The organism is Limnobacter sp. SAORIC-580 (assembly GCF_013004065.1).
GTDB classification, from domain to species: Bacteria; Pseudomonadota; Gammaproteobacteria; order Burkholderiales; family Burkholderiaceae_B; genus Limnobacter; species Limnobacter profundi.
This window is the reverse complement of record NZ_CP053084.1, coordinates 18,738-31,292: the sequence shown is the minus strand read 5'-3', so window position 1 is coordinate 31,292 and position 12,555 is coordinate 18,738. Positions and strand designations below refer to the sequence as shown.

12 protein-coding genes are annotated in these 12,555 nt (G+C 42.4%); 5 read left to right on the top strand and 7 right to left on the bottom strand.

What is annotated here, in order from left to right; all coding sequences use genetic code 11:
* Positions 1-37: 37 nt before the first annotated feature.
* Positions 38-601 carry a hypothetical protein gene (locus HKT17_RS00130; protein ID WP_171096878.1) on the bottom strand — a complete coding sequence of 188 codons (564 nt, stop codon included), beginning with the start codon at positions 599-601 and terminating at the stop codon, positions 38-40.
* A 158-nt stretch (positions 602-759) separates the two neighbouring features.
* Complete coding sequence (locus tag HKT17_RS00125) at positions 760-945, bottom strand: hypothetical protein (protein ID WP_171096877.1); 186 nt, start codon at positions 943-945, stop codon at positions 760-762.
* A gap of 118 nt (positions 946-1,063) precedes the next feature.
* Here HKT17_RS00125 and HKT17_RS00120 point away from each other — a divergent pair, with 118 nt between their 5' ends.
* The 5 genes from HKT17_RS00120 to HKT17_RS00105 all read left to right on the top strand — a co-directional run bounded on the left by HKT17_RS00120 (position 1,064) and on the right by HKT17_RS00105 (position 3,659).
* Positions 1,064-1,369, top strand: coding sequence for a nucleotidyltransferase family protein (locus HKT17_RS00120; RefSeq protein WP_171096876.1), 306 nt, complete (start codon positions 1,064-1,066; stop codon positions 1,367-1,369).
* 205 nt (positions 1,370-1,574) lie between these two features.
* The gene (locus tag HKT17_RS15675; protein ID WP_256367103.1) at positions 1,575-1,700 is read left to right on the top strand and encodes a hypothetical protein; all 126 of its coding nucleotides are present in this window, start codon (positions 1,575-1,577) and stop codon (positions 1,698-1,700) included.
* A 2-nt stretch (positions 1,701-1,702) separates the two neighbouring features.
* Complete coding sequence (locus HKT17_RS00115) at positions 1,703-2,368, top strand: helix-turn-helix domain-containing protein (protein WP_171096875.1); 666 nt, start codon at positions 1,703-1,705, stop codon at positions 2,366-2,368.
* Complete coding sequence (locus HKT17_RS00110; RefSeq protein WP_171096873.1) at positions 2,355-2,555, top strand: hypothetical protein; 201 nt, start codon at positions 2,355-2,357, stop codon at positions 2,553-2,555. Before HKT17_RS00115 ends, HKT17_RS00110 begins: the two co-directional genes overlap by 14 nt.
* Positions 2,556-3,023: 468 nt before the next feature.
* The gene (locus tag HKT17_RS00105; RefSeq protein WP_171096872.1) at positions 3,024-3,659 is read left to right on the top strand and encodes a YjaZ family protein; all 636 of its coding nucleotides are present in this window, start codon (positions 3,024-3,026) and stop codon (positions 3,657-3,659) included.
* A gap of 494 nt (positions 3,660-4,153) precedes the next feature.
* Here the strand turns inward: HKT17_RS00105 and HKT17_RS00100 are convergent, their stop codons facing one another.
* The 5 genes from HKT17_RS00100 to HKT17_RS00080 all read right to left on the bottom strand — a co-directional run bounded on the left by HKT17_RS00100 (position 4,154) and on the right by HKT17_RS00080 (position 12,548).
* Positions 4,154-4,984, bottom strand: a complete 831-nt coding sequence (locus HKT17_RS00100) for an abortive infection family protein (protein ID WP_171096870.1) — start codon at positions 4,982-4,984, stop codon at positions 4,154-4,156.
* A 65-nt stretch (positions 4,985-5,049) separates the two neighbouring features.
* Positions 5,050-5,625: a hypothetical protein gene (locus HKT17_RS00095; RefSeq protein WP_205882463.1), complete on the bottom strand. Its 576-nt coding sequence runs from the start codon at positions 5,623-5,625 to the stop codon at positions 5,050-5,052.
* A 776-nt stretch (positions 5,626-6,401) separates the two neighbouring features.
* Positions 6,402-8,399, bottom strand: coding sequence for an NACHT domain-containing protein (locus HKT17_RS00090; protein ID WP_205882462.1), 1,998 nt, complete (start codon positions 8,397-8,399; stop codon positions 6,402-6,404).
* Positions 8,400-8,580: 181 nt separating this feature from the next.
* The gene (locus tag HKT17_RS00085) at positions 8,581-9,144 is read right to left on the bottom strand and encodes a hypothetical protein (RefSeq protein ID WP_171096866.1); all 564 of its coding nucleotides are present in this window, start codon (positions 9,142-9,144) and stop codon (positions 8,581-8,583) included.
* Positions 9,145-9,452: 308 nt separating this feature from the next.
* Entirely contained in the window at positions 9,453-12,548 is a 3,096-nt protein-coding gene (locus tag HKT17_RS00080; RefSeq protein WP_171096864.1) for a type I restriction endonuclease subunit R, read from the bottom strand.
* Positions 12,549-12,555: the final 7 nt, after the last annotated feature.

The following is a 12,555-nucleotide window of genomic DNA, read 5'->3' as shown; positions in this document are numbered from 1 at the left end:
CTTCAGTTACAAGCAGCTTGACGATCAGAGAGTTTCATCAACGAATAACAAGAGCTTTGACCAGTCTCTGTTCGATATTTGTGTCGTGCCTATCCTGATCAGGGTATGGTGGCTCGTTTAAATCAACGGGCGGAGCACCTATCTTATTGAGATCTACAGCTTGCGGGACACCGACCAAAGTATCGCCCTCGATGGCGAACTTGAAATAAATCCCATTCCAAAGTTTTGCACCAAATTCGCTCGGTCTTTTAAACATAAACAGCAGACGATGTTCCAACCAAGCGTAGTCTTCAGCTGAAACGATATTTGGGCTTTTATAGGGATAAGGCACGTGACAACTCACCTCGGTTTCCCCCGCCAAGCATTTAAATTCACGCATCGATAAGAAAAAGTCGGTGAACTTGGTGTGATCTAACTCCAATGTAAACTCATGTTTGCCCTGTGAATGTAGTTCAAAATTTACCGTACCAATCTGAACCTCGCTGCCCTGATCCAACTGAGCGATAACGGCTTTAGTTCCTTGCAGTTCAAATTTTGCATGAGCAGGGCTAAAAGATAACAGCCCGATAAACCAAAATATAAAGTAAGTCGAAATACGCATAGACAATCACCCCGTACAAGAATATCTAGCCACTATAGGCTTGCGATAACAATTAAATCAATAACTGTCTTAATCGCGTAAAAGATGCCGAACCTGAACGATAAAAAAAAGCGGCTAACCGCCGCTTCAAATGCCTTTGGGGCCTTTTAGGAGATTTCTTATTCATTGTCTTTAGATCGTGCCTTTGCTTCGATACGTCTGATCATCGAAGGCAAAACCTCTTGCATGTGACGCAACTCTTTCTTTTCATACTTAAGTTTGTCGAGTTCGCTACAGGTTTCCAGCGCCAAGGTGACTTGTGCTTCAAGCTCTTTGATTTGGTCTAATAGCTGTTTATATTTCATTGCTGAATTTTGCTCGTGTAATGTGAAATTTTGAAGACTCGTCTTATAGCAAATACTTAAAATTTCATCTATCACTTGTAATATTCAGGTGTTGAGTTCATACAGGTGATCCCACGAAATGGACACTGATCTACTGAGCGACCTCAAGCACCAAGTCGAAGCTTTGCCTATCAAAGCGGCGTTTGTTTTCGGATCTTACGCGCATGAAACACAAACAAGCGACAGCGACATTGACGTGCTCGTCGTAACAGATCAACTGTCAAAAATTACCGCCAAGGCTGCGTTCCAACCCCTGAGCCGGAAACTCGATATAAAAATCGATGTGCTCGCAATTTCTTCTGCCGAATTTGCAGCGATAGACCAAACCGAAGATGGCTTCTGGTCGGCAGTTTTAAAAAACGCGATCCCTTTAAAGACTAAATAAATTAGCCTCCTACCGAATCTTGCCAATGGCCAGGCGAGTAACAGATTTTCCCTGCCTCGGTGCGTCTCCCCCATCAAAAGGGAACACTGAAATTATTTTTTGTCATTAACAAAATTCATGTATGCTAAATGGTGTGAACCGCATGGTGCCAAATAGTGGCTGCCAGCTCAGTGCGGGCAACGCAGCTAATTTATGGAGAGGCGGCATGGCAGAAAAGCCGGACATTGACATTCTTAAACGGTTGGAGCGGCTTTCGGGGATTTTGCTGCGTATCGCATTGGTCTGCACCGCGATAGCAACGATGCTGGCGCTTCACAGCGCCTGGGGATGAAATTGAGCGATAAAAAACCCTCACCGCTCGGATTTATTGAGCAGTTGCATAAAACGATGACGCTCGATGAAGTCAATGTGTACCTTAACAACTTGAACAGAGAGCAGCTTCGGAAAAACCCAACACAAGACGTTGTCATGGGTGGTAAAAGCTATTGGAAAGATGCAAAGGTCACACATTCACCCGCATTCTTGAAATGGCTTCTCGACGAAGATAGCGAAGAAACCCCAGATAACAGTGATAAAGATCACGACACAGATAACGAAAGCCAGATCATTGTTCAAATGAGACCATTTTCAAAAAGTGCACACCTCACGTTCAACACGCTCAAAACAAATTCAAACTTATCCGCCGGTGATATTGCAAAGACGACTGGCTTGAGCAAATCGAGCGTTTACCGAGCCATCAAGATTCTTTTGCGCTATGAATTTATCCAAGCACTACCCGAGAGTAGTGCTGGATCAAGTGCTAAATTTTCGATTCCAGCGAGACTTGGCGACTTCAGAATTGAGCACGTTTGGATTGAATGCGGCATCAAACTGTTAAAACAAAAGGAAAAACGCAGAAAAGAATTTTTCAAAAAAGGTGGAAAAATGGTGATGAGCGAGAATTCACCCAAACTAAAACTGCGCAAGAACTCGTTTAAAAGGTTTGATGATGACAAATGAATCTTTTGACGAATTTTTTCAAAAGTACTTCGATTTGAGCGACGACGAACTGGTCGAAATGGCGAAAAATGCACCCGATAACGGTGGAGCAATGCTTGTTGAATTGCAAGAATTCATGATTCGACGTACCGAAAGACTTGAACGCGAAAATGCGCAAGAAACCCTGCCTCCCGCGGACCGGACTTAATTAAAGCGAGCTTTTGAAGTAGGGAGCGAGCACAATTTCTATTCAAACGATACCCTGTCTTAGACTCTTCCAGGAGAGCACCATACATACTCTGCAACCAACCTGCATCTTTCGGAGAATTCACTCGAGTTTGAAAAGTTCATCAAGCAAAACAGATATATAATTTATGTAGAAGTTTGATCCGCATGGAAGGACCTGTGAGATCGCTACCAACATAAATAAAAACAATTAAACACAAATTAGTAAACATTATCTCATGTTTTATTCAACAAAGTCATAAAAAAATAATTAAATAAAACTTAATGACAAATAGTACAATATAGAAACTTCTTTTACGGTAGTTTCGATTAAAAAATTTTATTAAAAATAAAATTAAAATCAACAATATTTGATCAAATAGACATCTTTATAATTATTCATTACCCCACTTACAGCCAACCAAATGTGTAAAATATTAAGATTTATATAATGCCTAAGAAAGCTTCAAGCCGAAAGTTTTATTGCTTAAAGAAGAGAGAAGTCGTAAGTCTTAAGAGTCAAAATCAATGGGATACAGAGATTGAATACTTAGGTAAGAATTATGACTTTACTCATCTAAAACCTATTTCCATAGCTGTCAATAAACCTGAAAAACCTGGTTTATATCCAGCTTTAAATTTTGAGCTTGTCGTCATATTCGATTGTCATGTTACAACTGAAACTTTTTCTAATCAAAACCCTTCGCAATTGAATGATAGCGATCTCTTCTGGCTCGACAAAGGTGAACATCTAAGGGTTTTTTGTCCGTTGCGTTACGAGAAGTCAAAATTTGTGTCTACCTTAGTTAATGAGGCAGCAAACGGAAAACGTCATGTGTATCTGACTAATGGTGATAACGCTATGGTATGTGAGATTGAAGGGGGCGGCTCTAAAAAATACTATGTCATCTATTTCGATCTACAGATGATTAGTAAATCGGCTAACGACAATCCGAAAAAATTTAGGATGTATGTGCAGTCTGCCTACATCAAGGAGTTCAAACCGAATCGTGGTTCGCAGGTTTATGTAGCTGCTATGTGTGCCGAATCAATTGCAAAACTGGAATCTAAGTTTAGAAAAAATTAAAGGGAAGCTTTTTAGGCTTCCCTTTGGGCGTCCGAACTCTATTACCCGCTTAGCAGAACCAGCAATTGCTGGAAGGCGTCCATTTCATCGGCCTAAGGACGTGTTGTGATTAGTATAGCAATTTCAAGCCAAGAGTCAACATTTTTTCCTCTTTACTGACCTAAGCTAGGCTTTAAAGCATCTTTTAGCAAGTTGAGGAGTGAAACTCAAACTAGGTCGCCTCACCGAGAAAGCACAGGCTGAACATCTTTGAAACACTCATTTACCCCCCAGAATGGAACAAAAATCTAGAGCATCAGGCGAGCCAGCTTCCCGCTGTTCCTCATTCAATCTCACCTTGACGCCCAATGTTCGACTACTAGTACGGGAATCATCTCCCAAAAAAAACACTATGCGGTAGGCAGATAGCAGACTCAAGACTTGACTCATTTGTAGCAGCCTTAGAAATGAACACCGACTCCAAATTTCATTTACATAGTAAGTTCAAAAGCCATTCAATAATCCTCATCCAGTCTCGCGAGAAGAAAGCCGGAGATGGTACCTACTAACTCGATTGCCGCAGTTGCTTCGGTCAAAGATAGGCTCGGCAGCCATGGCCTCCCATGGCCCGTACCTTCTTTATTTCGTAACTTATTTATTGCACAAGCTGATTGAAACAACGAGCGTTCAAGTGCTTTGATAGGAGGTTCTCCTGGCTGGGGAGGCTGCTCGGGAACAGTTAGTCCCAGTGCCATATAAGCTTGGCCCAGTAATCCTTGAAAATTAGCACCCATTGGGTAAGCTCCGTATTTTACTTGGATCACATGCGCAGCAGTTGCTTCAAGTAAGTCTTTACCTGTTCCCGATAACAGCGCAGCATCATGAGCCCCTTTTTGGGCACGTCGGGAGTAGGCCCTCAATGCATCCGTTAAATCTTTTCCTCGCAGGTTTTCAAGAACTCGAGGGCGAATTTCGCCATCCCTGGCCAATTCAAATCCCTCCGTCGAAAACGCAGCAATAGCATTATCAATTGCCTCATTACCTACAAAATTGACGGATTGCTGCCTAAAGCCGCCCGAGGCCCTTACCTTGGACATCAACAACTCAATGAGCTTTGAACCCGCCAAGGAGTTGTTATCTATTGCCCAAGATAAAATTGCTCTGACTCTCTTTGCCTTACCTACTGACTGCCCATTTGCCTTCGGGTCAGCTTCCGTGAGCTGCGTGCGCTCTACATAAAATCCGATATCAGAATGTGAGGGCTCTCTATACTCTCCGTTAGACTTTGAATCGTCAACTAGCTGAGCAATAGCAGCAATAATTGTTTCAGTAATCGGAAGAGTCATCAAAAAATCACCGTTGATTTGGTTATCAAAATGTTAAAACTATGTGGCCCAATTGCGAAACACATCTAAATGTTATAATCGCCATTTTTATATTGCAAATTAGATTGATCGATGTAACGCTGAACCTCTTTCCATACTTCAGTTTCTTTAAAATCCCACTCATCTTCAATATAAATCAATAAATTATCATCTTCAAACTCATTTAAAATTAAAAGGACTGATAATAAATTATTCATATATACCCTTATCATAAAAGATAAAGATGGTGCATATATTTCAATGAGATTTTTTATGAGCTTTTTTTCTAATTCAAAACTATCATTACAAACTATAGTTTTACCCTCGTGGAGAAAAAGAAATATTTGAGTTGATTCGTATGAAGGGTGTGAAATTCCACAAAGTATTTCATATAAATTCACTAATCGATCATTATCCATTGAAGTCAAATACTTCTTCACAGACTTAGCGTTGAATGAGTCAGGATATTTTTCTTTTTCTCTTGGTTTTAATTTAGTAGCTTGAAGATAGTGAAGCAGGCTACTTTCCAGCTCACCATGTGTTGTATACAGATTTGACGTTCGCTCAATTTGCTTTTTAATAATTAAAAAGTCTTTTGCTAAGGTAAGCGGAGTCGATCTCAATGTATAGAAAGTATCCGCACAAGATTCTATGAGACCGCGTAAAGAAGTACAAAACCCATAATAGTTATCACATGCTGAGTCTAGCGCCTCAATCTATCGTAATGTTTTGAATGAAGATACCAAACAAACGATATGCACTCTGGCAAGCATTTCTTTCCAATAAATTTCTGCGGCTTGCGACAAGTCTTGATTACCGATCCTCTGAAAGTCCTCGTCACTAACAAACTCGTAGATCCACTCTTCATTTGATTGACGCAGGGAGCTAAGAGATTTATATGTATTTACAATATCCTCTGGTATAAGATTTTTGATATTTTTTATCATTTTTTTATTTTTCTAAATAAATTAGATTTTTTGATTCATATTTAAATTTCTCTGCTTAACAAGAATCACACCCTGTCAGTCCGATTGGTACACAGCCCTTTCTTAAGCTTTCTCATTTTTTCATTCACTCGAAAAAGTATTTACTCATCAAACAACAATCCTAGATGGCGCAGTATTGCTTCGATATCTCTACCCAACGAGGAACTACTGGCGCGTCTGGCAACTCACTCAACACTTGCTTATATTAAATAGGGATACCAACCCCAACCTTTTTTGTTGCCAATATTTATTTGTACCATGCGTGTCACAAATTCCACACAAGTCGTGGCCCAGTCAACTGCGTTGCCAAAAGTGTAGAGCTCAGATTTCGCAAAAACCGCTACCATCTATAGCCGTAATGTCCTTCTTCGAACGGCGCATCAAGAATGGGGTCGGATACCAGCACGGTGGGGTCAATCGTAACCTTGGCGCATCGATCTAAAATAAAATGCTTCGGCATCAGCATCTACAACTTGCACCATGACAGCGCTGATATCTACATTACGAGCAGAAGGATTTGAGTTCAAACGGTCTTTCCAAGTAGGAATCTGAACGATCTCATCCTGCACACCCTGCCCATCTATGTTCAAAACGGCAAGATTATTCCCATTCAAACGAACCCACAGACGTATACCGAACGCCCCAAATCGGTTGCGTATAGAAGGGAATCTAAATAGGCGTTTAAGCTCATTATCAGGCACTATTTGCCAGCCACTTATACCGAAATGATTACCTTGCGACCATTTTGATGCGAGAGATTCTGCCTCGACCCTATTGACAGCGAAGACTTTAGAGTCTTCAGAAGCATTACCAATTAAGAACGCATAAACTCGATTTTTCAATAAATCGCAAATAATAAGGGTGTCATTGACCACACCGATACGAATAAATAACCCTGAATACTGATCTGAAAAACTTGGTTTGTTCATACTGAGATCACTGTCCCAATCACGAAGCGATCCGATTCTTAAGCCCTCTCGCAGGATACCCGCGGTGCGAAGATCTTCACTGATGAAAATAGACTCTCTCATCCCTTCTACATTCCCTCGATTATTTTGCGAGGATAGGACAGCCTTCCAAAACAGTTCGACCATGAACTCTGTCCACGGTACCTCAAGACATTTCAAATTTCCTCGCAAATATGCATCGACAAAGACATATTCCATTATGGATCTATGTGCAAATTTGAAGTTTCCTTCACTATCTCTGTTTAGTAACGAGCGACTTTTAAACTTCCATCCATCTGCTGGCACCGAAACGTTAAAATGCTGCTGAAGTTCTTCGAACGGTAGCCTTTCAGCTTTTCTTTTTTCACGATTTACGTAGATATCTACAGCTACATTGTGAGAGAACTCTTCAAGCTTAGACGGCTCAATCCATCTTGCCTCCCGCTCAAACCATTTTTTCAACATGTAACCGTAGAGCTCGAAGATGTTATCCACCTTCTCACGATCTCTTATAAGATCTGGAAGAGCTGTAAGTAAGAAGGGTCTCACTGCAAGTTCAGGAATTTTTTCAATTAAGGAACTTGCCTGATATCTAGCAAATACTCTCAATATTCCAAATCTTTTTCTAATCCATTTTTTAATTTGTGCACGATCAAAGGGAGCAAGATAAGTTTTGTATATTAAGTAAACGCCCGCATCGCCAGCCTCTCTTGGAGCAATTTTTACAACACCAGATTCTTTCGGTATTTCTTCGTCACGAGTAAAAAACTGAGTTCTACAAGTTATTACCACTCGTTTGAAATCTCCTGCCGCTTTCATCAAGCTCACCATACGTTCATGGTGATCAAGTATTGCCTCTGTATCTTCATCAAACGCATCCAACAGCAAAATGGTTTCTGTCTTATCTTTGACACCGGAAATCTTATCTAGAACCCCAGGTCGTCCCAAAGGGATATATAGAATTTGCCGTCGCTTACTCGGTCTTAACTTATAGTTTTGCCACAGTAAGTTATAGAGCAAAGAAGTCTTACCCATTCCCGTCTCTGCAAGAACAATGATGTGTTTATACTTCGACTGTGGGCTTAGAACACCCTCGAAAAAGTGACGTACGGACTGACGCGAGGGAATGAGTGCTCGGAGGTCATCTTCACAAGAAGGATCAACACTAGAACAATCCGGCTCTATGTAATGCTGTAACGCAATGCCACATTCTTCTCTATCGATATATGTGAAACCGAACCTAACTTGCTGCACTTCCTCTAACTTAGTCGATTGTCGAACTGAAGCTCTTGCATAATAAACTCCAATAATAGCTACCACTAAACCAAATAGCCCCGAAAGAAAACTCCACTTAAGTAGTAACTCGCCTTTGTCAAGTCCTATTAAGTTTTGTGTCCACGTAAACAATTGTGTAATGTCATTCAATATTTGGTTTCCTGTTCTTTGTTCAACTAAATAATCCATCTTCAGTTTCAATAAATTTATCAAATATCAAAAACATCCGCTAATTGATCGAAACTAAATCCTTTGTATGAATTTTTTAATTAGAATAGACGCATAATCGGAAAACAATGTATTATTGTATTTAGTAAATGGTAAATATCATATATAATTCTCATTTACTCAAAATCCAAAGCCCATTAATTTAATAACTCACTAGATTCTTCAAAAACTCGGAAATAAGGACCTTCATCGACTCTAGCGATAAGAATTTAATCGAACTCTTGATCCACTTAATATGTTTTGGTTCAGCTTGAAGTGGAGTGGCGCTTACATAGCTTCTTATTATTTCATAAAGCTCCTGAAATCCGTGAGTTATCTTTTCGCTATAAATACTGGCAATTGATATATCTACCAAACCTTTTTTAGATGTTCTGAAAAACACAACACACGGCAAATTTACATCGCCGACTATGTTTAGCTTTTTAATAAATTGCTTATTAAAATTCTCGATAAACTCATCAGATCCAGAATGCAAGTAGAATATGCTCAATTCTCGTCCAGACAGCCTATCAAGCTTAGTGAATACGTCGTTATCTTTGAGAATTTTTCTAAAATTTTTATCTCGAAAATCATAAAAAATAAGTGCGAAAGCCTTTTCTTCACCCTCACTCATTTTATTTTTAACGATTTGTTCAATTCGATTCTGAAAAGACTGTCTATCAAGTCCTATTCCACGTCCATAACATTGTTCATAAACAGGTATCACTTTATCCCTCATCAAATATATTAAAGATTAGAATCATGTAGCGTTTATTTTTTATTCAATCGGTTTAAAGGCAATCAAATTCCACCTAGAGCTTTTACATGTTTTCGTTTATCTTCTAATTCGATTGCGCCCTTTAACTAAAACTCTATTTCTAATTTTTTCGCCCTACTTCATAACACCTGTGAAATTTTGGTAATCTTCCTCTCCACATTCTTACAAAAACAACTTCATATCATCCACAGCTATTAAATAAGGCATTCACCTCTTCGGTTCCTAAATTTCATTTCGAGAGTTCGGCCTTTACAACTTCAATATTTATCAGACGCCGGTTGTTGTGGTCGCGTCAACTTCCCATACACATGTGGCAACAACAGCTCCGCAAACTGATCCTTCACCCTGTCATTGGTCAATAGCTGCTGAATGATGCTTTGGTGGTTCTCAAAGCACGCAATAAAAGCATCGTTCATCACCTTCTTGTAATCAGGGCTGGCGCCAAACTGCTGCTCAGTGTTAGCTGTGGCTTGTTCCTTCAGCGCTTCGTTTTCAGTCATCTTGTCCGCCACATGGTTGAACACGGCGATGGCGTCGGCATCGGTCAGCTGATCACCTTCGAACAGCTTATTCACCTTGTCGATGATCTCGTTCCAGTACACACGTTCTTTCTCTTCCAGTGTCTTGGTCGTTCCCAAGTCCAGTATTGCGGGGTAAAGAACTGAGCCTTCCGTTTTAGCAAGTGGGATGTCTTGTTTACCCTTGTTGCGAAGCTGATAGTGGGTCAGCTCAATGCCCTCAAGGTCAATCTCTTCATCATCAATTTCCACGACCAGCAGACGCTGCAGCAAGCGCAAAAACATGCTGCGCTTCTCAAGCTCGGTGTCCGAGTAATTGATGATCTGGCTTAAGAAATCATAGGCACGCACAAACGAGCCAACGTTCTTTTTGAAGGTTTCCAGTTTTTCAACTTCCAGAGAATCATCACTTGCTCTGGCCGCCTTCAGTCCGTCTTTGAATCTGCTTTGCGCCGGCTGCAGGCAGCGGCTTACGGCCGCCTGCGTTGGCTTTTTCAGAAGCACCTCAACCAGGTTTTCAACTTCCTGGTTGGTGTAAATCTGCGCAGCATCCAATTTGGATTGCAAATCAAAGATCACGTTGGGATCCGACACCTCAGACAACTGTGCTGCGCGGTAATAGGGTGCAAACGACTCCAGAATCTCACTGGGGTCATTCACAAAGTCCAAAACGAAGGTGACGTCTTTACCAGGATAGGTGCGGTTTAAGCGAGAGAGGGTTTGCACCGCGGCCACGCCCGAGAGCTTTTTGTCCACGTACATAGAAACCAACAAGGGTTGGTCAAAGCCGGTCTGGAATTTGTTGGCCACAATCATGACCTGGTAGTCGTCCTCATCGAACGCATCGCGCAAATCTCGGCCATTCAACCCTGGGTTCAGGTTGTATTCAGTAAATTCACCAGGCCCAGTTTCTGAATCAATCACAGTTCCCGAGAACGCCACCATGGCCTGAAGGCCCTGGTAGGTCTTATCCTCAGAGACCTTTTTGGTGATGTATTTGTCAATCGCCGCCTTGTAGCGCACGGCTTCTTTGCGGGAGCCGGTCACCACCATGGCCTTGGCTTTGCCATCCAAACGCCAAGCCACGTTTGCCTTGAAGTGCTCAACGATCACCTCAACCTTTTGTGCAATGTTATAAGGGTGCAGCCGAACCCACTTCATCAAGCTTTTGAGAGCCTTGCTGCGGTCTACGGTTTCGGAGTCGTAATCTTGGCCATCATGGGCGATCTTGAAGGCCAGCTTGTAGGGGGTGTAATTTTTCAGTACATCAAGAATGAAGCCCTCTTCAATGGCCTGCTGCATGGTGTACAGGTGAAATGGTGCTGGTTTGCCATCGGCATCTGGCCGCCCAAAAAGCTCCATAGTCTTGGACTTCGGTGTGGCGGTGAAGGCAAAGTAGCTGATGTTTTTAGGCTGGGCTCTGGAAGCCATTTCAGCTTCCAACATGGCTTCGATGTCGATCTCGCCACCGTCTTCCAATTCCTGCTTTTCCGCAGGCGACAGCACGTTCTTTACCTTATTGGCCACAGCTCCAGACTGGGATGTATGCGCCTCGTCCGCAATAATCGCGTACTTTTTCCCTGCCATATTTGCACTGGCCAGGGCTTCGATCACAAAGGGGAAGGTCTGAATGGTGACAATAATGATCGGCGTGTTGCTGATTAAGGCTTGGGCAAGCTGAGCCGATTTCGATTCACCCATTTCAGATTTGATGCATTTCACCAAACCTTGCTTGTGCTCAAACTGGTAAATCGCATCCTGTAGCTGACTGTCCAAGACAGTGCGGTCGGTCACCACGATTACGCTATCGAAGACCTTTTTGTTATCTGCACCATGAAGGCTTGATAACTGGTGGGCAGTCCAGGCAATCGTGTTCGTTTTACCAGACCCAGCGGAGTGCTGGGTCAAATACCTGTGGCCGGCACCTTCCACCTTCGCGGTGGCAATAAGTTTGGACACAGCATCAAACTGGTGAAACCTCGGGAAGATCATGGCGGTTTTTGTGACCCGCTTACCCGTCTTCTTGTCGATCTTATCGACGCTTTCCAGGTGCATGAAGCGCCCGAGAATGTCCAAGAAGTTATCCCGCTGAAGCACGTATTCCCAGAAGTACGCTGTCTTAAAACCGTTGGGGTTTTCAGGATTTCCCTTGCCGCCGTTATCGCCCAAATTGAAAGGCAAGAAGCGAGTGTTCACCCCATCCAGTTTCGTGGTCATCTGCACTTCTTCAGTGCTAACGGCGAAGTGCACCAACGCTCCACGTTTGAAAGCAAGAAGCGGCTCTTCCTTCTTGGTCGATTTGTCCTTGGGGAGCCGGTCAAACTTGTACTGCTTCACAGCGTCTTCAATCGACTGTGTGAAGTCGGTTTTCAGTTCCGAAGTGGCAACCGGAACTCCATTGACGAAGAACACCAAATCGATCGAGTTGTTGTTGCTGGTGGAATAGTGGACTTGCTGCATGACACGCAAACGCACCTTGCCGTAATTCTCAATCGTGGTTGCATTTAGTGTTGTGGCAGGTTTGAACTGACAAAGATTCACGCGGCCGGCCGACACATCTTTAAAACCATGCCGCAACACTGAAAGCGTGCCATCCGCCGTCAATACCTTGACCAAGCGTTCCAGAAGTTTCTTCTGGGTCGAGCCATTGTGCATGGCTTTGACCTTATTCCAGGTTTCGGGCTGAGTCTCTTGAATCCACCAGATTAGATCTTCAGGAAACAAAGCTAGGTCACGGTCGTAACCTTTGTCACTCGCTGAATGCAACCAACCGTTAGCGACTAGGTGAGCGCAGATCTCGTTTTCGAAGTGCAGTTCTTTGTGAATATTTGTCATGAGGCAA

Bases quoted from the DNA above. Each gene is read 5' to 3' on its own strand.
- HKT17_RS00130 (WP_171096878.1), bottom strand. From the start codon at position 601: ATGCGTATTTCGACTTACTTTATATTTTGGTTTATCGGGCTGTTATCT.
- HKT17_RS00125 (WP_171096877.1), bottom strand. From the start codon at position 945: ATGAAATATAAACAGCTATTAGACCAAATCAAAGAGCTTGAAGCACAA.
- HKT17_RS00120 (WP_171096876.1), top strand. From the start codon at position 1,064: ATGGACACTGATCTACTGAGCGACCTCAAGCACCAAGTCGAAGCTTTG.
- HKT17_RS15675 (WP_256367103.1), top strand. From the start codon at position 1,575: ATGGCAGAAAAGCCGGACATTGACATTCTTAAACGGTTGGAGCGGCTT.
- HKT17_RS00110 (WP_171096873.1), top strand. From the start codon at position 2,355: ATGATGACAAATGAATCTTTTGACGAATTTTTTCAAAAGTACTTCGAT.
- HKT17_RS00105 (WP_171096872.1), top strand. From the start codon at position 3,024: ATGCCTAAGAAAGCTTCAAGCCGAAAGTTTTATTGCTTAAAGAAGAGA.
- HKT17_RS00100 (WP_171096870.1), bottom strand. From the start codon at position 4,984: ATGACTCTTCCGATTACTGAAACAATTATTGCTGCTATTGCTCAGCTA.
- HKT17_RS00090 (WP_205882462.1), bottom strand. From the start codon at position 8,399: ATGGATTATTTAGTTGAACAAAGAACAGGAAACCAAATATTGAATGAC.
- HKT17_RS00080 (WP_171096864.1), bottom strand. From the start codon at position 12,548: ATGACAAATATTCACAAAGAACTGCACTTCGAAAACGAGATCTGCGCT.